Origin of the sequence: Deinococcus planocerae, assembly GCF_002869765.1 — a bacterium.
Lineage (GTDB): Bacteria > Deinococcota > Deinococci > Deinococcales > Deinococcaceae > Deinococcus > Deinococcus planocerae.
The window spans coordinates 19,674-39,837 of record NZ_PNOR01000014.1 but is presented as its reverse complement, the minus strand read 5'-3'; the positions used below and the strand labels follow the sequence as shown (position 1 = coordinate 39,837).

Annotated in this window: 15 protein-coding genes; 2 read left to right on the top strand and 13 right to left on the bottom strand. The window is 71.7% G+C overall.

Translation table 11 applies throughout. The features are described from left to right. Positions 1–33: 33 nt before the first annotated feature. The 12 genes from A7B18_RS09785 to A7B18_RS09735 all read right to left on the bottom strand — a co-directional run bounded on the left by A7B18_RS09785 (position 34) and on the right by A7B18_RS09735 (position 13,244). The gene (locus A7B18_RS09785) at positions 34–351 is read right to left on the bottom strand and encodes an antibiotic biosynthesis monooxygenase family protein (RefSeq protein ID WP_102126510.1); all 318 of its coding nucleotides are present in this window, start codon (positions 349–351) and stop codon (positions 34–36) included. A 338-nt stretch (positions 352–689) separates the two neighbouring features. Further along, positions 690–3,710, bottom strand: coding sequence for an ATP-binding protein (locus tag A7B18_RS09780; protein WP_102126509.1), 3,021 nt, complete (start codon positions 3,708–3,710; stop codon positions 690–692). A 357-nt stretch (positions 3,711–4,067) separates the two neighbouring features. Continuing rightward, positions 4,068–4,616 (bottom strand): glycoside hydrolase family 38 C-terminal domain-containing protein, encoded by a 549-nt coding sequence (locus tag A7B18_RS21395; protein WP_146009506.1) that lies wholly within the window; start codon positions 4,614–4,616, stop codon positions 4,068–4,070. A gap of 233 nt (positions 4,617–4,849) precedes the next feature. Continuing rightward, the gene (locus A7B18_RS09775; protein ID WP_102126508.1) at positions 4,850–5,593 is read right to left on the bottom strand and encodes an amino acid ABC transporter ATP-binding protein; all 744 of its coding nucleotides are present in this window, start codon (positions 5,591–5,593) and stop codon (positions 4,850–4,852) included. Then, positions 5,590–6,735, bottom strand: coding sequence for an amino acid ABC transporter permease (locus A7B18_RS09770; RefSeq protein WP_219722111.1), 1,146 nt, complete (start codon positions 6,733–6,735; stop codon positions 5,590–5,592). The genes A7B18_RS09775 and A7B18_RS09770 overlap by 4 nt, the downstream gene beginning before the upstream one ends. Positions 6,736–6,741: 6 nt before the next feature. Further along, entirely contained in the window at positions 6,742–7,608 is an 867-nt protein-coding gene (locus A7B18_RS09765) for an ABC transporter substrate-binding protein (protein ID WP_102126507.1), read from the bottom strand. Positions 7,609–7,703: 95 nt separating this feature from the next. Continuing rightward, positions 7,704–8,993, bottom strand: a complete 1,290-nt coding sequence (gene hisD, locus A7B18_RS09760; protein ID WP_102126506.1) for a histidinol dehydrogenase — start codon at positions 8,991–8,993, stop codon at positions 7,704–7,706. Positions 8,994–9,018: 25 nt separating this feature from the next. Next, positions 9,019–9,765, bottom strand: a complete 747-nt coding sequence (locus tag A7B18_RS09755) for an SDR family NAD(P)-dependent oxidoreductase (RefSeq protein ID WP_102126505.1) — start codon at positions 9,763–9,765, stop codon at positions 9,019–9,021. Further along, positions 9,762–10,829, bottom strand: a complete 1,068-nt coding sequence (locus A7B18_RS09750; RefSeq protein WP_102126504.1) for an ester cyclase — start codon at positions 10,827–10,829, stop codon at positions 9,762–9,764. The genes A7B18_RS09755 and A7B18_RS09750 overlap by 4 nt, the downstream gene beginning before the upstream one ends. After that, positions 10,826–11,854, bottom strand: a complete 1,029-nt coding sequence (locus tag A7B18_RS09745) for a LacI family DNA-binding transcriptional regulator (protein ID WP_102126503.1) — start codon at positions 11,852–11,854, stop codon at positions 10,826–10,828. Before A7B18_RS09745 ends, A7B18_RS09750 begins: the two co-directional genes overlap by 4 nt. Beyond that, positions 11,851–12,621 carry an HpcH/HpaI aldolase family protein gene (locus A7B18_RS09740; protein ID WP_219722110.1) on the bottom strand — a complete coding sequence of 257 codons (771 nt, stop codon included), beginning with the start codon at positions 12,619–12,621 and terminating at the stop codon, positions 11,851–11,853. The genes A7B18_RS09745 and A7B18_RS09740 overlap by 4 nt, the downstream gene beginning before the upstream one ends. Continuing rightward, positions 12,618–13,244, bottom strand: a complete 627-nt coding sequence (locus A7B18_RS09735; RefSeq protein WP_102126502.1) for a cupin domain-containing protein — start codon at positions 13,242–13,244, stop codon at positions 12,618–12,620. Before A7B18_RS09735 ends, A7B18_RS09740 begins: the two co-directional genes overlap by 4 nt. A 125-nt stretch (positions 13,245–13,369) precedes the next feature. On the opposite strand from A7B18_RS09735, the gene A7B18_RS09730 reads away from it, so the two are divergent. Further along, positions 13,370–14,170: an alpha/beta fold hydrolase gene (locus tag A7B18_RS09730; protein ID WP_102126501.1), complete on the top strand. Its 801-nt coding sequence runs from the start codon at positions 13,370–13,372 to the stop codon at positions 14,168–14,170. An 847-nt stretch (positions 14,171–15,017) separates the two neighbouring features. Next, positions 15,018–18,203 carry a GAF domain-containing protein gene (locus A7B18_RS09720; protein WP_180970092.1) on the top strand — a complete coding sequence of 1,062 codons (3,186 nt, stop codon included), beginning with the start codon at positions 15,018–15,020 and terminating at the stop codon, positions 18,201–18,203. Between the two features lie 356 nt (positions 18,204–18,559). Here the strand turns inward: A7B18_RS09720 and A7B18_RS09715 are convergent, their stop codons facing one another. After that, on the bottom strand, positions 18,560–19,861 hold the full coding sequence (locus A7B18_RS09715) for an MBL fold metallo-hydrolase (RefSeq protein WP_342747167.1): 1,302 nt from the start codon (positions 19,859–19,861) through the stop codon (positions 18,560–18,562). Between the last annotated feature and the right edge of the window lie 303 nt (positions 19,862–20,164).

The window sequence follows — 20,164 nt, the reverse complement described above, 5'->3', positions numbered from 1 at the left end:
TCTCGGGCCTCCGGGTCTGCCTCGTGATTCCGCTCAGTGGCTTCCTCCCCCGTGCCCTCCCGCCGACACGCTGACCTCGTAACACTCGCGGCTGGGCGGCGATCCCAGCACCGGCTGGAAGTGCGCGATCTCCTCGTGAAACACCCCCCGCGCCTCCACCGCCTGCATCGCCGCCTCGTTCGCCCAGAGCGTCACCAGCAGGCCCCGCCCCGTGTGCTCGTCGGTCAGCAGCCGCGCCTCGCACAACCCCGGCTGGGCTTGCAGCAGGGGCAACACCACCTCCCGGTAGATCAGGACCGCGCCGCGCATCTTGGCGGGGCGAATCTGCACCGTCACGACCCGCGCGTGCATCGCTCCTCCCCCCGCACCGGGACCCTCCAGACCCGTCCTGTTCGCATCACCCTCTGCTCCCCTCCCGGCCCACCACCCGAGTTGATGAATGTGGTCTTAAGAGTGGAAAAAGGGGCGTGATGTGAAGCCCGGGAAAACGTGGCCTCACTTCACGTTTCTCCGGGGGTCATTTCACGGTCGCCCCGGCGGTGTGAAAAAGACGCGTCCAGACGCCTTCGGCTTACCTTGACTTTTCGGCGTCCTGTCTAGACAAAGAGGGGAACTCCCCGCGGCGCCCGGCAGGACGCCCCACCGTGCACTGGGGAGGCCCGCGGCCCACAGGCACCCTCGGGGTGGAGTCAGGGGGGCCGGTGCCCGGCCAGGTCGAGCCCAGCCAGCGCCTCCCAGGCGAGTGCGCCGAGCCGGGCGGGGTCGCCCTGCGTCTCGGCCCGCTCCAGTTCCCCGGGCGTGAGCTGGGGCCGCAGGGTCTCCAGGAGGCGCGCGGCCAGCACCTTCAGGCGGTGGTAGGCGCTCGGGTGGCACAGGACGAGGAGGAGCAGGGGCGCGGCCTCCCGGTTCTGGCCCTGCCCCACGCGTGCCTCGGCCAGGTACATCAGGCCCTCCAGCAATTGCGGGGTCTCCCCGACCGACAGGGCCACGCGCAGGCCCTCCCCGAGGTGACGGAAAGCCGCCCGGTGATCGCCCAGGGCGGCGCTCGCCCGGCCCACGATGTGTAGGGCGGAGATGAGCATCAGGGGATCGTCGTTCGCCCGGGTGAGGGCGAGCAGCCCCTCGCCCCGCTCGCGCGCCTCCTCGTGGGCGCCCTGCTCGTGGGCGACCGTCGCCAAAATCCTGGTCAGATCGGGGATGTGATCTTGCCAGTCGTGCTTCCCGGCCAGGGTCAGGCTCCGCTCCAGGGCGGCTCTGGCCTCCGCGAGCCGGCCCGCGGTGAGGGCGAGGTAGCCCCGGCTCCCCAGCCCCAGGACGGTGTAATAGGGCTGGCCGAGGGCCAGGAGCGCCCCCACCGCCTCCTCAGCCTCGTTCAGGTGGCCCAGGCTGGTTTCGAGCGACGCGAGGTTGTTCAGTACGCGGGCCCGGATGTCGGGGTCCCCGTGCCGCTCGGCCAGGGCGAGCGTCTCCCGGTAGCGCCGCGCGGCCTCCGGGTAGTCCCCGGTCAGGAAGGCGACCGCCCCCAGGGTCCGGGTGACGGGCATGGCCGAGCGGCTCCCCGGCGGCATCAGCGCCAGCCCGCGCTCGCCCAGTCGCCTCGCCTCCTCATGGCGCCCCAGCCGCATGGCGAACCAGCCCTGACGGCCCAGCATCTCTCCCCGGGCGAGTTGGTCCTCGGGCCGGCCCTCGAAAGCGGCGGCGGCCTGGGCGTAGAGCGCGAGGGCCTCCCGGTAGCGCTCATGACTGTCGAAATAGAGCGCGATGGGTCCCGCCGCCCGCCGCAGTTCCGCGAGTCCCTCGCCCCCCGCGGCCCAGGTCCAGGCGAGGCGGATGTTTTCCAGCTCCTCGTCCAGGGCGGCCAGGGCGGCTTCCCCCCGCGGCCCCCGGACCAGCCCGCCCTGCTCGACGAGGAAGGCGAGGGAGTACCGCCCGTGCAGGGCCAGGACGCCGGCCTCCTCCCCCGGGTGCTCGGCGAGACGTTCCCGGGTGTACTGCGAGATCAGCGCGTGCCGGTCGTACCGTCCGTCCGGCGTTCGGCGCAGCAGCGACTTGTCGGTCAGGGCCGCGAGGACCGCGAGGCTGGCCCCCGCCACCTGCCTGGCCGCCTCTAGCCGGAAGCCACCCTGGAACACCGCGAGCCGGCGCAGCACCTCCTGCTCTCCCGGGGTCAGCAGGCGCCAGGAGTGCTCAAAGGCCGCCCGCAGGTTCTGATGCCGCTTCGAGCGGTTCCGCTCGCCGGAGAGGAAGTCGAGGTTCTCGCCGAGTTCGTGGGCGATCTCGGCGATGGGGAGCAGCCGCACCCAGACCGCCGCGAGTTCCAGGCCCAGCGGCGAGCCCTCCACCAGGCGGCACACTCGCAGGAGGTGGGGGAAGTTCTCGGCGGTGAGGTGGAAGTCCGGTTTCACCCGCCGGGCCCGCTCCAAGAAGAGCGCCACGGCGTCGAAGGCGGCGCCCTCCACGGGGCCCGGCTTGCCGTCTCGCGGGTAGTCCAGGCCCTCCAGCGGCAGCAGCCACTCGCCCTCCACCCCCAGCCGCTCGCGGGACGTGACGAGCAGCCGCAGGCCCGGGCACCGCCGCAGGAGCTCGGGGACCAGGGGCGCCCCGTCCAGCAGGTGCTCGAAGTTGTCGAGGACGAGGAGCAGCCGCCTGTCACCGATAAAGCGGGCCACCTGCGCGAGGGGGTCGGCGTGACCCTGAAGGGCCAGCCCCAGGGCCGCCGCCACGCTCTGGGCGAGGAGGGCGCCCTCCCCCAGGGCTTCGAGCGGCACGAAGAACACGCCGCCCGGGAAGCCGCCCGCCAGCCCGCGGGCGGCCTCCAGGGCGAGGCGGGTCTTGCCGACGCCGCCGGGGCCGACCAGGGTGAGCAGGCGGGAGGCGGGGTCCGCCAGCCGCCGGGTGATCTCGGCGAGTTCGAGGTCGCGGCCCACAAAGGAGGTCGTGGCGGCGGGCAGGACGGGTCCGGCAGGCGCCGGGGCGGGGGCTGGTGGTGTCGCCTCCGGCCCCCGTCCGCTCCGCAGCGCCTCGCCCAGCGCGTCGAGTTCGGCGGTGGGTCCCAGCCCCAACTCCTCGCGCAGCCGCGTCACAAAGGCCGCGTGGGTCTGCCGGGCCTGCCCGTGTCCCCCGGCCCGCCACAGCGCCCCCACCCGGGCGTGCAGGGCCTCCTCATCGAGTTCGTCCCCTTCCAGCAGGGGCGAGAGGAGCTCGGCGGCCTCCAGGTGGGCGCCCTGGCGCGACAGCGCCTCAGCCTGCCTCAGCCGGGCCGCGCGCCAGGCGTCGTGCACCCGCCGCCGCGTCAGTTCCAGCCAGGCCGCAAACTCGCCCGTGCCGTCCCCGTCCAGCCCGTCGAGCAGCGAGCCGCCGTAACAGGCGAGGGCCGCGGCCCAGTCCTGCTCGGCCACGGCGCGCTGGAAAGCGCCCAAGTCCGTGCCCAAGGCCCAGCGCAGGCGGGGACCGTCCACCTCCAGGCCGGGGACCCAGGCCAGCCCGCGCACGAGCGTGAGGAGCTGGCGCAGGTTGGCCCGCGCCGACCCCGGGGAATGGTCCGGCCAGAACAGGCCCGCGAGCCGCTCGCGCTCGACCCAGCTCCCCTGACAGGCGAGGTAGGCCAGGAGCTGGTGGCGCTTGTCGGGGACGAAGGGGTGGACCACCCCGCCGAGGGTGACTCGGGGGCGTCCCAGCACTTGAACGAAGGCAGCGGTCGTGTCGTGCACCCGGGGACTCCTGTGGCGTGGGGGAACACCGTCACAATGCCACATCCCGCAGCTCGCCGCTGCCGGTTCGCGCCGGTTCCCGAGAACGGAAGCTCGCGGTCGAACGGGGAACGCAACTCCCCGTGCGAGGTCGTGCGGGAGGGCCGTCAAGCTGCGGCGGAGGCACCCGAGTGACGACCAGACCTAGCCTGTCGTTGAGGCCGCCGGGCGAGCCGTGGGACTCGCCGCTCCCAGGGAACGCGGGCGCACGGTGGCACGGTGGCACGGTGGCACGGTGGACTGGCTCGACCGCGGGGAAGCCCTGGCGGCGGATCGAGACGGCCTGCCACAAGACCCGCTGGCCCAGTGCGCTCGACTTCAGCGGGGCCGGGCTGATGTAGGCCATCGCCCGCCTCGGCGCGTTTCCTGGCGGCCAGGAGAACGCCGTCCGGTGAGAGCCTCCCGTGCGACGCGCGGGGCGGCAGGGGGCCGGCGTAGGGTGATTCCAGCGTCACGGGCGCCGGGGTGAAGGTGGACGCGGCGAGACGCGGGATATTTGCGCTCCGCCAGTCCTCCTCGTGGGGAACGAGGCTCGCCTTGATCCTGCCGGTCCTCGGGCGCGACCGTGCCGAGCACGAAGGGGTCGTGGTGGGCGAACGCCGGGCTGCGCGCGATCGTCACCTCGAGCGTGGAGCCGCGCACGCTCACGCTCGACTTGGCGTCGCACAGGACCATGACGCCCTGCAAGCACGCCGCGCCGGGCCGCCGGCCCGTGACGCTCACCCAACTCTGGCCGGGCTGCTCGGTGCCGTCCGCGGGCCGGGTGACCGTGCCGAACGGCACCTCGAAGGTCGCCTCGGGCGTGACGAGGGGCGTGACCAGGCACAGTTTCGCGGCGCGGCGCGCCTCACGCCAATCGAGGGTCACGCGCAGCCGCGCGAACGGCCCGTTCGAGGTCCAGGGTGGAGCGCACGCACCCGCGTTCCACCACGCGCGCCCTCGTCACCTCGAGGTCGACCCGGGCAAGCTGGCCGGACGCCCAGTTCCTTCTTGCAACGGGTTCGCCGAACGGGAGAGCCGGCGAAAAGGCGCTCTCAACGGCTGGGCACCCGACGCGGCGACCGCCGGTGCGGCGACCGGTCGGCCCCGCCCCACCCCCGTCACAGCCGTCCGGCCTCGATGATGCGCCGCAGGAAGGCCTGGGTGCGCTCCTCGCGGGGGGCGGTGAAGATCTGCTCGGGCGGGCCTTCCTCGAACACCTGGCCGCCGTGCAGGAAGCACACCTTGCTCGACACCTCGCGGGCGAAGCCCATCTCGTGGGTGGCGAGGAGCATCGTCATGCCCTCCGAGGCGAGGTCGCGCACGATGTTGAGCACCTCCGAGACGAGCTCGGGGTCGAGGGCGGAGGTGATCTCGTCGAGCAGCAGGAGTTTGGGCCGCATGGCGAGCGCCCGCACGATGGCGACCCGCTGCTGCTGACCGCCCGAGAGCGCGTCGGGATAGGCGTTCGCCTTGGCCTCCAGGCCGATGCGGCGCAGCAGCGCTAGCGCCTCCTCCTCGGCCTGGGGGCGCCCCACCCCGAGGACCCGCAGGGGCGCGAGCGTCACGTTGTGCAGCACCGTCATGTGCGGGAAGAGGTTGTAGCTCTGGAAGACGATTCCCACCTCGCGCCGCAACGCGTTCACGTCCACGCCGGGGCCGGTCACCCGGTCGCCCTCGATGCGGATCTCGCCGCCCGAGATGGGCTCCAGCCCGTTGATGCACCTCAGGAGGGTGCTTTTCCCGCAGCCCGAGGGGCCGATCAACGTGACGACCTGGTGTTCGTCCACCCGCAGGTTCAGGCCGCTGAGGATGCGGACGGCGCCGTAACTCTTGTGCACGTCGCGGATGTCGAGGAAGGTCACGGGGTTCCCCCGCTGCGCAGCCGCGCCTGGTCACGGGCGAGCAGCCGGTCCACGAACCGTGCCTGCGGAATGGTGATCAGGACGAAGAGGATCGCCACGGTGGTCACCGCCGAGAGGTTGAAGTTGTTGGTGGCGATGATCTTGGCCTGGTTGAAGGCGTCCACGGCGCCGATCACGTTCACCAGGGCGGTGTCCTTTTGCAGCCCGATGAAGTTGTTCAGCAGGGGCGGCACGATCCGCCTGACCGCCTGCGGCACGACCACGAAGCGCAGCGTCTGCCCGAAGCCCAGCCCCAGCGAGCGCGCCGCGGCCACCTGCGAGGGGTGGATGCTCTCCAGCCCCGCCCGGTACACCTCCGCCACGTAGGCGCCGTAGGTCAGCGTGAGCGCGATGATCGCCCACAGGATGGAGAGGTCTTGCACCCCGAAGCGCGTCTGGAGCGTGTTCTGGAGCCCGTCGGTGAGCCCGGTGAGCGGCAGCCCGAACCCCACGAGGTAGATCGTGATGATCGCGGGCAGCCCCCGGAAGATGTCGGTGTAGAGGGTGGCGAGCAGGCGGATGGGGCGCCCCGCCCGGCCCGGCACCAGGCGCGCGACCGCCACGATCAATCCCCAGACCAAGACGAGCAGTTCCGCGATCACGAAGATCGAGACGTTGACCCAAAAGGCGCGCAGGACCAGCCCGAACGACGACCAGATCAGCCCCAGGTTGAAAAAGGTCCGCCCGACCGCCACCCCGTTCGTCACCACGAAAAAGGCCAGCAGCGCGACGATGAGGACCGCCCCCGACCACCCCAGGGCGCTCCAGGCGGAGGTGCGGCTCTCGGAGGCGTGCACCCGCGCCCCCACCACGTCGCCCGCCCGCAGTGAGGCCGCCGCGCGCCCCGAGTCGCGCAGGCCGCCCAGGGCCGGGACGAGCAGCCCCAGCGTGCCCACCCCGGCGAGCACGAGCGCCGCGTCCATCCAATCGGCGTGCGCCCGCCCGGCGACGAGGGCCGCGCGCACCTCCGCGAGGACCCACGCGCTCACCAGGATCACCGCAATGGCGGCGAGCAGCGCGACGAGCCCCAGCGTGGCGGTGCGCGGCGGCGGCGTGGGCGCCCGCCCGCGCGGGGCGGTGTCACCCAGCAGGGAGCCGGACACGGGGGCTCACCGGAAGTACGGGACGCTGGAGGGGTCGCCGCCGTACACCGGGGTGAGGTACGTCTGTGACAGCTTCTTCAGGGTGCCGTCCTGTTCCAGGGCGGTGATGATCCGGTTGATGCCCGCCTTGTTGACGCTGCCCTTGGGCAGGACGCCTCCGTAGTTCTCCCCGGTCCTGAACTGCCCGATCAGCTCGGCCTGCCCGCCGAGGTCGCGCACCCGGCCCAGCAGCACCACGGTGTCGAGCATCGCCACGTCGATCTGGTTGGCGCGCAGGGCCGCGAGCATGGTGGCCGAGTCGGGGTAGACCTTGACCGCCACGCTGGGCTTGATCGTGTTGTTGACAAAGGTGTAGGTCGTCGTTCCCGACGGTACGCCGATGCGCTTGGAGGCGAGGTTCGCCTGGGTCACGTTGCTCGCCTTGCGCGCGAGGACCCCCTGGTCGCTGGAGAAATACGGCACGGTGAAGTCCACCACCCGCGCCCGCGCCGGGGTGATCGTGACCTGCACGAGCCCGATGTCGTAGTTGTTGCCCGTGCGCCCCGCCACGAGCGCGTCGAAGGGCACGTTGCGGACCACCACCCGGTCGAGCCCCGCGCGGTGGGCGATGTTCGCCGCCATGCAGTACTCGAAGCCGTCCTGGATGGAGGCCGGCGTGTTGCCGTTGAACCAGCCCGGCCCCGGCAGGGTGGTCTGCACCGTGAGCTGCCCGGGAATGGCGGGTCTCAGGGGCACGCTCCCCCGCTGCCCGGTGACGGTGCAGTTGCCGTACCTCGGAGTCTGGGTCTGGGCGCCGACCCGCGCCACGAGGGCGGCGGAGGCGAGCGTCAGGGCGGCGAGCAGGGTGGGGCGGACGGTCGTGAATCGCGGCATAACTTCCTCCTTGGAAGGGGTGGGGCGTGCGGGGGGGAGCGGCGCGTCCGGGGGCGGCGCGGGTGTGGGAGGAGCGCGGCTGGGGCCGGAGAGGGTCACGGCTGGGCCCGTTCGAGGGCTTCGAGCCGCAACCGGGCGGTCAGCGCGTGCCCGGCCATCCCCTCGGCGTCGGCGACGGCGGCGATGTGGGGGGCCACCAGGGCGTCGCCCTCGGGGGTCACGTGCTGCCAGGTCACGGTCTTGATGAACTTGCCCACCCACAGCCCGCCCGTGTAGCGCGCGGCGCGGCCCGTGGGCAGCACGTGATTCGTGCCGATGCCCTTGTCCCCGTACACGACGGTGGCGCTCTGGCCCAGAAAGAGCGAGCCGTAGTTCGTGAGCCGCGTCAGGAACCAGCGCGGATCGCGCGTCTGGACCTCCAGATGCTCGCTGGCGATCTGGTCTGACACACGCACCATCTCCTCGTCGCCCTCGACCACGATGACCTCGCCGAGCGTGCGCCACGCCTCGCCCGCAACCTCGGCGGTGGGCCAGGTGGGCAGCCAGCGGTCGATCTCGCGCAGCGTCGCCTCCCCCACCTCGCGCGAGGTGGTGACGAGGACGGCGGGCGAGTTCGTCCCGTGTTCCGCCTGCCCCAGCAGGTCGGCGGCGACGAGGCGGGGGTCGGCGGAGTCGTCCGCCAGGATGCAGATTTCGGTCGGCCCCGCGAGGAGGTCGATGCCCACGGTGCCGAACAGTTGGCGCTTGGCCTCCGCGACGTAGGCGTTGCCCGCGCCGACGATCATGTCCACCGGCTCCAGGGGCGGCGCGTCGTCCAGTCCGTAGGCCATCGCCGCCATCGCCTGCACGCCGCCGAGGGCGTAGATCGCGTCCACCCCCGAGCGCGCCATCGCGTAGAGCTGGGCGGGGTTGACCTTTCCGGTTCCCCGCTGCGGCGGCGTGGTCGCCACGACCCGGCCCACGCCCGCGACCCGCGGCACGGCGATGGTCATGATCGCGGAGGCGATCAGCGGGTAGCGCCCGCCGGGCACGTAGGCGCCCACGGCGTTGACCGGGATGTGCCGCTGCCCCAGCGTCACGCCGGGCAGGGTCTGGACCTCGAAGTCATGCAGGCTCTCCCGTTGCAGGCGGGCGAACTTGCGGACCTCCTCGACCGCGAAGTCGATGGAGCGCGCGACCTCCTCGGGGACGCTCGCCAGCCCCTCCTCGATCTGCGTGCTGGAGAGGTGAAACGACTCCGGGTTCCAGCCGTCGAACTGCTCGGAGTAGCGCCGCACCGCCGCCAGCCTCTCACGCTCCACGTCGAGGAGGACGCGCGACACGGTGTCCCGGATGGCCTGGGTCGCCGCCTGTGACTGTGGTTCGGCCCGCTTGAGGTACTCCATGCCCTGCCCCTCCCTTCCCGCCCGCTCAGCGGGCCGTCCAGCCGCCGTCCACCCGCAGGCTCGTTCCCGTCACCATCCTCGCCGCGTCGCTGGCGAGGAACACGACCGCGCCCACCACGTCCTCCACCGTGCCGGGGTGCCCCAGCGGGATGCTCTCCTCCACCCAGGCCCGGAAGGCGGGGTCGGCGAACATGGGGGCCGTCAGCGGCGTCTCGATGAAGGTGGGCGCCACGCTCACCACCCGGATGCCCCGCGGGGCGAGTTCCACCGCGAGCGCCTTCGTCAGCCCCTCCAGCGCGTGCTTGCTCGCGCAGTAGACGCTGCGGTTGGCGGCCCCCACGAAGCCCATCTGCGACGAGAGGTTGACGATCACGCCGCCCCCGCCCCGCGCGAGCATCGCCCGCACCGCGAGCTGCGCGGCGAAAAAGGCCGCCCGCACGTTGAGCCCGAAGATGGTGTCGAAGTGCTCCGGCGTCACGTCCACAAAGGGCTCGGGGACATTCGTGCCCGCGTTGTTCACCAGAAGGTCCAGGTCGTGCAATCCCTCAAAGGCCGCCTCCAGCGCCGCGAGGTCCGTCACGTCGCAGGGGACCGGGGTGGCCCGGCGCCCCAGGGCCTCGACCTCGCGCGCCACCGCTCCCAGCTCGCCCGGCGAGCGCCCCAGCAGGGCCACGTCCGCCCCCGCCCGCGCCAGGCCCAGCGCCACCCCGCGCCCGATGCCCCGGCCCGCGCCGGTCACGACCGCCCGCCGTCCCGCGAGGCTTCCGGTCACACGTCCTCCAACGCGGGCGCGTGAAGTTGCCGCAGCAGGGCGTACTCGTCGAACAGCGTCCACTCGCGCTCGACCCGCCCGCCGCGCAGCCACAGGTGCGACACGCCGATCAGGAAGACGCGCCGCCCGGTGGGAGCCCCGTAGGGGCCGGGGCCGTCGTGCGTGCCCTGAAGCGTCCAGCGCACGGCGACCCGCTGCCCCCGCTCCGCGTCCCCCAGGGCGCACACGTGGTCCACGGTCAGCGCGAGGTCGGGGAACTGCGCCATCAGGCCGAGCACGAAGGCCGCGTAGTCGTTCGGGCCGTAGAGCTGCCGCCCCCCCGGCACCCACGCGAGTAGGCCCGGCGCGTACCGCTCGCGCACGAGGTTGACCATCCGGGCGTTCCACAGGTTGTGGAGCAGGGCGCGGACGTAGGGCTCGGGCTCGCCGGGGTCGGGCAGGGGCAGCACCTGGGGCGCGAGCTGACCGAGCCCCTGGGCGGACTCGGCGGCGGGGCGGGGGCGCAGGGGGGCGCTCCTCCTCGCCAGTTCCAGCGGGTCGTACCCGAGCTGGCGCAGCTCCGCGCCGAGGTCGGAGACGATCCACTCCTCGAAGATGCGGTTGTCCCGGATGCGGCAGTCGGCCACCACCCAGCGCCCGATGCGCCGCCCGGTCGGCGGGCCGAAGTCGGTGTGCCCGGTGTTCACGCCCAGGGTCATGATCCGGTGCGAGGTGTAGAAGCCGTCCCGCGCGTTCCCGGTCCAGATCACGTCGTCCGCGTAGGAGCGGTAGTCGGAAAAGGCCGCCTGCCGCCGCAGGGTGGCGCGCACCACGGCCTCGGCCCCGTAGAGGTCGCCCTGCGAGGAATGCATCGTGGCGTTGTGGGCGTAGTGGGTGTAGATCAATCCCACCGCGCGCTCCTCCCAGATCTTGTGCGTGCAGCGCACGATGTAGTCCACGATGTCCACGTAGTCGGGGTCGAAGCCCGTCAGGTCCTGGCGCCTGCCCGTGTCCGCCGCGGCCATGAAGGCGGTGAGGTCGGGGTGGTCGCCGAAGTCGAACGGGGCGGCGGGGTCGTCACTCATGCTTGTCCTTTCCGGCGCGACGAGCCGCGCTCGACCAGGGTGCCGGGCAGCACCTCCAGCTCGGGGGCGAGGTCGGGCCGCTCGACGTGCGCGAGGAGCAGGTCGAGGCTGCGCCCGATCATGTCCTCCACCGGCTGCCGAACGGTCGTGAGGTCGTAGGCGCTCCACGCGGCGGCGGGGATGTCGTCGAAGCCGACCACCGCGAGGTCCTGCGGCACCCGCACCCCGAGTTCGCGGGCGGCGTCGAGGGCGCCCATCGCGGTGATGTCGTTCGCGCAGAAGAGGCCGTCGGGCCGCTCGCGCTCCGGCAGGGCGAGCAGCCGCCGCGCCGCCTCCCGCCCGGAGGCGTAGGTGTAGTGGCCGCGCTCGCGCCGCACGTCCGTCACCCCGCGCTCGCGCAGCCGCGTAAAGAAGCCGCGCTCGCGTTCGATGTTCGTGCTGGCGTCCTCGCGCCCGGCGACGTAGGCGGGGCGGACGCACCCTGCGGCGAGCAGCGCGTCGGCGACCGTGCGCCCGCCCGCCACGTTGTCGCAGCTCACGGCGCTCGCCCCCGAGCCCGGCGCGTGGCGGTTGACGAGCACGACGGGCGTACCGATCCGCACGCACTCGCGCACCACGCCGCTCGACACGCTCGCCGACGCGACGACGTAGCCGTCCACCTGCGAGGACAGCACCTCGGGCAGCAGGTCGTCGAGATCCTCGCCCACCCCCGCCGTGAGGAGGAGCACCCGGCGGCCCAGCGCGTGCAGCCGGGTCGTGAACGTCTCCACCAGTCGCGGGTAGAAGGGATTGCTGAGGTCGCTGGTGACAAGGCCGACGATGTTCGTGCGCCGGGTGATCAGGCTGCGCGCGACCGCGTGGGGCCGGTAGCCCAGCTCGCGCGCCACCGCCCGCACCCGGTCCTTCGTCTCCCGGGTGAGCCGCCCGTCGTCCGAGAAGACCCGCGACACGGTGCTCTGCGAGACGCCCGCCTCCTGCGCCACATCCGCCGCCGTCGCGCGCCGGGGCCGGGCGGAACGGGTCACGCGCGGACCTCCCGGATCGCCGCCCCCGCCGCCGCCGCGAGGAGCCGCGCGTCGCTGGAGACGGTCACGAAGGTGTACCCCAGGCTCAGCATCCGCCGCGCGTACCCGGGGGAGGCGGTGAAGATGCCTGCGGCGACTCGGTGAGCCTGAGCCGCCCGGACGACCCGGGCCAGCACCTCTAAAAATCCCTTGTCCTCCCGGTCGAGCCGCGCCTCGCCGTCGAGGCTGAGGCTGAGGTCGCCCGGTCCCACGAAGAGGGCGCCCACACCGGGCACGCCCGCGATCTCGTCCACGTTCTCCAATCCGCGCGCCGTCTCGATCATCGGCATCGGCACGACGAGCGCGTCGGCCCGCGTCCCGTAGTCCGCCCCGAAGTGCAGCGCGGCGCGGGTGGGGCCGAAGCTGCGCGAGCCGTGCGGCGGGTAGCGGCACGCGGCCACGAACGCCTCGCACTCGGCGCGCGTCTCGATCACCGGGCAGATCACGCCTTCGGCCCCCGCGTCGAGGAACTTGCCGATCAGCCCCGCGTCGAGGCCGGGCACCCGGGCGAGGACGTGGGTGCCCGTCGTCTGGATGGCCTGGATCATGGGCACGGCGCCCGTGAAGTCGAAGGGGCCGTGCTGGGTGTCGAGCGTCAGCGCATCCCAGCCCGCGTGGGCCATGACCTCCGCGCTGAAGGGGGACGGCACGTGCAACCAGCCGTTCAGGAGCGCCTCGCCCCGTGCGAGCCGGTCGCGCAGGCTGGAGCGTCCCCCCGGCGGCGTCACGTCCCGCGCCCCTCCCGCGAGGCGGCCTCGGCGGCCATCAGGCGGCGGAACATCCCCTCGCGCAGTTCGTCGTAGTTGTCCGGCCTGACCATCCGTCCCTGCTCGTCCGAGCGGAAGCCGTACTCGGCGGCGCGGCGCTCGACCTCCGGGTCCCACACCGGGTCCTTGGAAGCGAAGACATCGTGCGGGTCGAGGACCGCGAAGAACCACCCCAGCTCGTCCCCCACGACCTCGAAGCCGCGGTACAGCCCCGGCGGCAACGAGATGAAATCCCACTTCTCCAGCGTGGCCTCGCCGTCGATGCGCCCCGGTTCGTTGCCCCAGTAGAAACGCCAGCGCCCCTGCAACACCAGGAAACTCTCGACGTAGGTGTGCGTGTGCAGGGCAGGCCCGTTCCCCGGCTCGGCGAAGCCCATCCCGATCTGGAACTTGTGAGGCTCGCGGATAGCGGGCTTGAACTCCGCGTTCTCGGAGGCGGTGTCGCCGATCAATGCGTAGTTCATCCGCTGGTGCCCCGGAAGCACCGAGTCGATGAACATCAGCGGCACGCCCTGGGTCCTGAGATCGGCGAACCGGGAGATGCGGGCCTGCATCTCCTCGTTGGAGACGTGGGGGTGAGACATACGTTCAACCTCCCCTCTCAGTTGTGCAAGCGTATGCATAATAGTTAAATGGAAGCGGAAGAGCTTGTCAAGCTGGCCGGTCCCTCCGTGCTCCCTCCCGTCCAACCGGGACCGGCGGGGGCACGGTGAGCGCCGTCCACCGGGTCGAGGTGGGGGGGACGGGCCTGCACGCCGAGGTCGAGGGCAGCGGCCCGCCCCTGGTCCTGCTGCACGGCCACACGCTCGACCGCCGGATGTGGGAGGGGCAGCTCGGGGCGTTTGCGCGGCACTTCACGGTGATCCGGGTGGACCTGCGCGGGTACGGACGCTCGGGCCCCCCGACCGCCGACTTCCGCTACTCGGACGACCTGCACGCCGTCCTGACCCATCTGGGCGTGGACCGCGCGCACGTCCTGGGCCTGTCGCTCGGCGGCAACGTGGCGCTGGAGTTCGCGCTTCGGCACCCGGGGATGACGGACCACCTCGTCCTCGCCGCGACGAGCCTGAGGGGCTTCCCCCCCCACCCGGAGGTGGCCTTGTCGCTCGCGGAGGTGGGCGAGGTCGCGCGCTCGGACGGCGTGGTGGCGGGGCGCGAGCGCTGGCTGGCCCACCCGCTCTTCGCGGCGGCCCGCTCGCGTCCGGAGGTGGCCGGGCACCTGGCCCGCCTGACCCGGGACTACTCGGGCTGGCACTGGCAAAAGAACGTCTCGCCCTCACAGTGGCTGGACGCGGAAGTGTACCGCCGCCTGGAGGACATCGCCGCCCCCACCCTCATCCTGGTGGGCGAGCGCGACGTGCCCCAGAACCGGGAGATCGCCCGGACGCTGGCCCGGCGCCTGCCCCACGCCCGGCTCTCGGTGTTCGGGGGGGTCGGCCACATGCTCAACCTGGAGGCCTCCGGGGTCTTCACGGCGCAGGTCCTCGACTTTCTGACCGGGCGCGCGTGAAGGATCAGAGGAAAACAGAGATGACCTGGCCGGGCGAGCCCCGGGTGGCCCGGTGATCCCGGGGAGACCAAGAAAGTCCGAGCGGATGAGCTGGAGCGTCACCTGGCCTTCTTCGACCGGCAGCTTGGGGACTGGCACGATTCGTCACTCTCAGGTCTGGCTCCCTTTCGAAACCGCGCTGATCGGTGATGCGGGGATCAGGGCGTCTGGAAGGATCACCCTCACGCACTCACTCCCCACAAGGCCACCCGCACCATGCCGCTCACCGACGAGCCGCGCCGGGACACGGTTGTCCTGGCGCAGACCCGGCAAGGGATCGAACATGCGATGCGACGTCTCAAGATTTTTCGCGTCCTCTTGGCCCGCTGGATGCGGGGCTGCGCGACGTCGGGCGCTGGATGTAGGGCAGCAACGGGCAGGCTGGGCTGTTCAACCTGCGGGCCGCGTCGTGACCCCCAACTCGTCCGCCAAGCCCCCGCGCGACCTGCCGGCCCGGCGCGCGGTGGACGGTCGCCGCGTGCAGGTGCGGACCTGCCAGGTCAGGAGCGTGCAGGCGAGCGACACTGGCCCCGGCCACGTCTGCGTGGAGTTGTGCAACCGGGGCCGGTCCTCCGTCGTGCTCGCCGACGCCGACGACCTGGGGGCACAGGTGCCCGCCCTGCGCCCCAGGTCACGCCCGGCCAGGGCCACCGCCCGCCCGGCGTGTTCGAGGAGAGCCTGCGGTCCTCCACGCCCTCCAGGGCCCGGTGTCTGGGTGTCCGCCGTGAGGCGTAAGGGCTGCCCAACCCGGGTGAACTGCGAGAAAAGATGAACGGGTCCCACGGCGGTGGGCGGTATCCTGACCCGCGTGCCCAGCCCGTTCAAGACGCCCCTCACCGGGTCTGCCTCCCTGAGCGAACACCTGCACGCCATCACCGAACGCCTCGCTGCCGCCCGCACCCCGCAAGACGTGTTCGGGACCGTGCTCACGCCGGCCCTGGGGGCCCTGGGCGCCGTGGCCGGGGCCGTCCTGCTCGTGGACGAGACCGGAGGACACCTGGAGATCGCCGCCCAGCAGGGGGACGGGGAGGACGCCCGGACCCTCTGGCAGGACGGCCCATTGGGCGGCCACGTCGTGGCCGGGGACGCCCTGAAACGGCGCGAGGCCCTGTTCTTCGGGCGTGCCGGCGACCTGACCCGCGCCTACCCGGAGTTGGAGGCCCGCACTGGAGGCGTGGCTGCGGTCGCCACCGCCGTGCTGCCGATGTCCCTCGATGAGCGGCCCCTCGGCGCGATCATCCTCGCCTTCGAGGAGCCCCACCACTTCACGCCGGACGAGGTGCGTTTCCTGCGCACGCTCGCCGCCCAGTGTGCCCTCGCCCTGGGCCGTGCCCAGCTCAGCCAGGACCTCGAAGCACGGGTCGCGGCCCGCACCGCCGAACTGGAGGCCAAGCGTGCGGCCCTCGACGCCTTCGTCGCCTACACGGAGGCGGTGGGGGGCGAGAGCGACGTGGCCGCCCTCGCCCGGCAAGCGGTGCAGGTCGTGCGCGCGAACTTGGCGCACGTCAGCGCCGCGTACTACGAACTCGAAGACGGGCGATGGAAGGCGCGGGCGTGGTCCGACGACATCCCGCCGGAGATCGTCGCGCAGATTCGGGCGGGGATTCCCTCGGACGCACCGCACTACGCCCAGGCGGGGTCGGGACAGCCAGTGTTCGCGGACGGCTGGGACGCGGCGGCCAACGGGGTGATGAACGCCGAGTCCTACGGCGCCGCCGCCTTCCTGCCCCTGGTGATCCGCGGGGAGCCGCGCGGCCTGTTCTCGGTGGGCACCCAGCAGGCCCGCGCCTGGACCGAGCGCGAGAAAGGGTTGGTGCGCGCGGTCGCCCGGGGCCTGGGGGTCACGCTGGAACGCACCGAGAGCGCCCGGCAACTCGCGGAGAACAACGCCGAACTCGTCGCCCACACCCGGCACATCGAGGAAGGCGCCCGCGCCCAGGAGGCCTTTGTCGCCTTCACCGAGGCCGTGGGCACCGAAACGGATCTGCCGGCCCTCGCCCGGCAAGCCACCCTGGTGCTGCGTGCCCGCTTCGCGGACGCCAGTGTCGGGTACTACGAACCCGAGGGCGAGCTGTGGAAAGCCCGGGTGTGGAGCGAGGACGTGCGTGCGGACGTGCTGGCTCTGATGCGGGCCGGGGTGCCGGCTGACACGCCGATGTTCCGGGAGGTCCTCCAGGCCCGGCAGGTGGTCTTCACCGACGCCTGGGACCCGGCGCGCGAGCGGCTGGAGCCCACCGAGCAGTACGGCACGGTCGCCAACGCGCCCCTGGTGGTGGGCGGCGAGGTGCGGGGCGTGCTGTCCATCGGCCTCAAGGACACCCGGCAGTGGAGCGGGCCCGACCAAGCCCTGTTCCGCGCGGTGGCGCGTGGTCTGACCCTCGCGCTGGAGCGGGCCGAACAGGCCCGGCGACTGCAAGCCCAGAACCTGGAACTCGACGCGCGCACCCGGGCCCTGGAAGCCTTCGAGGAGTGGAGCCGCGACCTGACCCTGGACGCCGAGCCGGGGGCCCTGATCGAGCGGGCGGAGGAGTTGCTGCTCGACCTGCTGCCCGTGCAGGCGGCCCTGCACTACGAGCGGGACGGCGAGCGGTGGTACGTGCGCAGCATGCGGGGCGAGTACGGCAGCGAGGGGCTGCGCCTCGCCCACGAGGCCGGGTTGCCCCACGACACGACGGACAACCTGCGTCTTCCCTTCCAGACGGGGGAGACGTACTACCAGGACGCGTACAACCCGGCGACGGACGGGCTGGCCGACCACATGGCGCACGTGTCGGCGACGGCCATCGTGCCGCTCAGAACGGGGCGGGGCACCCGGGGGCTGATCGGGCTGGGACGGTTCGGGCAATCGAACTGGACGGAGACCGAGCGCACGATCATCGAGACGGTGCGCCGCAGCCTGGAACTGGCCCTCGACCGGGCCGAGGCCTCCCGTGACCTCCTGACTGCCCAGGCGCGCCTGCGGGCGGTGGTGGACAACGCGCCGGTGGTGCTGTTTGCCCTCGATGCCCACGGCACCTTCACCCTCTCCGAGGGGCGGGGCCTGGCGGGGTTGGGGCTGACCCCTGGGCAGGCGGTGGGACGCTCCGCCTCCGACCTCTATGCCCATGTGCCCGACCTCCTGGACGACCTGCGGCTGGCCTTGAGCGGGCAGGAGGTGCACCAGACGCGCCCTGTCGGCGAGCGGGTGTTCGAGAGCTGGACCATTCCTGTGACGGACGTGGCGGGCACCGTGACGGAAGTCGTGGGCGTGTCCACCGACGTGACCGAGCGCCAGCGGGCCGAGGAGAGCCTGACGCGCCGCAACGAGGAACTGCGCCGCAGCAACGCCGAGCTGGAGCAGTTCGCCTACATCGCCTCGCACGACCTGCAAGCGCCGATCCGGGCGGTGACGAGTTTTGCCGGTCTCATCGACAAGCGCTACAGCGCGCAGCTCGACGAGCGCGGACGGCTGTACCTGCGGCAGATCGTGGAGAGCGGCGAGCACATGAAGCGGCTGGTGGACGACCTGCTGACGTTTTCCCGGGTACACACCGAACAGCGTCCATTGCGCTTCACCCACGCCGGGGCCGTGTTCGACGCGGTGCTGCGGCGACTGCACCCCGAGATCGAGCGGACGGGGGCGAGCGTGACGCGCGGCGAGTTGCCCCGCGTGATCGCGGACACCCAGCAACTCGACCAACTGCTGCAAAACCTGATTTCCAACGGGCTGAAGTACCGCCGGGAGAGAATACCCCCCGAGGTCCACGTTTCGGCCCAGCGGGAGGGCCGGGTGTGGAGATTCGCGGTGCGGGACAACGGGATCGGCATTGAGCGGCAGTATTTTGACCGCATCTTCGTGATCTTCCAGCGGCTGCATGGCCGGGAGGAGTTCGAGGGGACGGGCATCGGCCTCGCCGTGTGCAAAAAGATCGTCGAGCGCCACGGCGGCCAGTTGTGGGTCGAGAGCACGCCGGGACAGGGCTCGACCTTTTTCTTCACCCTGCCCGCCGCGTGAGATGGGTCAGGCCGCGGGCGCCAGGCGCTGCACGGCTCACGGCACCTTCCCTCGGAGCCTGAGCCTTCCAGGCGCTCGTGGCCGCGACGGTCGGGGCCGTCACGGCGAGGGTGTCCAGCGTGTTCACCGGGCGCTGGGCGGCGGACTCCGCTGGAATCCGTCCGGGGGCCCTCAGTTCCAGGCGCAGTGGACGTGGTTGCCGTGACCGCCCGTGGGGTCGTAGTACGCGTTGAAGGTCTGCCCTCGCGCCGTCGGCCCCCCAGCTCTGCTGTGAAGATGTCCTGGGAGGTCATGGGACCATTCGCTTTCATGGGAGCGCAGACGGCATGACTCGCGCCGCCTCCGGGAAGGGGGCCTTAAACGGGTGGTTCCTGTTTCTGAGCTTTCGCCCAGGCGTCGTAGCCCCCGGCGAGTTCCAAAACCTGAAAGCCCTCGGCGCGCAGCAGGCTCGCGGCGGCGGCGCTGCGGGCCCCGCCCTGGCAATGCACCACGATCTCACGGTCACGCGGCAGGGTGTCGAGTCGCCAGGGCAGGCGTCCGGCGTGGAGTTGCCGGGCACCGGGGATGTGCCCCTCCCCGTACTCGGTGCTGGCCCGCACGTCGAGGATCAGGGCGCCTTCGTGCGCGTCCAGCTCCGGAACGGGAACGGGCCGCGCGGGGGCCGTCTCCAGACCCTCGGCGCTGGGGACGAAGCCGATCACCCGGTCGAGGCCCACCATCCACAGGCGGCGGCGCAGGGCCTCGGCGCGGCCCCCGGGGGCCAGCAGGATCAGTTCACGGTCCGGGGTCAGCAACCACCCGGCCCAGGTCTCAAAGGTCTTGCCGTCAGGGAGGTTCACGCTCCCCACCGGGACGGCGGCCTGGTGCTCCTCCTTCTTTCGGGTGTCGATCAGGCGGGCCCCGGCGGTGAGCCTGACCTTGACCTCCTCCACGCTCAGCTCAACCAGCGGCCTGACCTCACCCAGCAGGGCGGGGCCGTCCCGGTTTTCCAGCTTCATCCGCCCGTAGTACAGCGGCGCGTCGGGCTGGCCGGACAGCAGTTCCTTCGTGAACTCCGCCTCGTCACCCTTCTCGACCATATGGCCCCACCAGCTCAGCGCCCGCTCGTAGCCGACGGTCGTCGTTGGGACGGCACCCAGCGCCTTGCCACACGCGCTGCCCGAACCGTGGCCGGGCCAGACCTGCACGTAGTCGGGCAGGGTCAGGAACTTGTTCCGCACAGAAACGAACATCTGCCGCGCGCCCTCGAACCGGGTGTCTTGCCCCCCCGCGGCCTCGTCGAGCAGGTCGGGTCGGCCCAGATCGCCCACGAACACGAAGTCACCCGTCAGGATCATGGAAGGGGCATCGCCACGGGGCGTATCCGTGACGAGGAAGCTCAGGTGCTCGGGGGTATGGCCGGGCGTATGAACAGCCTGTATGCGGACGTTGCCGACCATGAAGGTATCGCCGTCGCGCAGCCGCGTCTGGTTGCCGTCGTCGTAGGTGTACCGCCAGCCCTCGCCGCCCTCGTCGGAGAGCAGGAGCCTCGCACCCGTGGCCTTTGCTAATTCGCGGCTTCCCGAGAGGTAATCGGCGTGGATGTGCGTCTCGGTGACGTGGGTGACGCGCAGCTTCTGGGCCTGGGCCTCCTCCAGATACCGGGAGATGTCCCGCACCGGGGGTATATACCATCGTCATGGAGCATTAAACGGTTTTTCGGTGTCGAGACAGCCGTTTTGTGGCCTTAAGACGGCTTCCCATTGTACACTCAGGATACAAAAGTGTAAAAGACGAATTTTAGCGTGTAGGAGGCACGCTAGAGGAAAAACTCTTGTCTCAGCCCACTCATGATTTTACGGAGGAACTATGTCTGTGTCTACTGTAACATACGCTGGCATCATCATGTATCTCGCGTCCGAAAAAGTCGGCCAAAGCTTTAAAATTGGGCGCGGAACCTCTCGGGTTTATATATCGAGGTT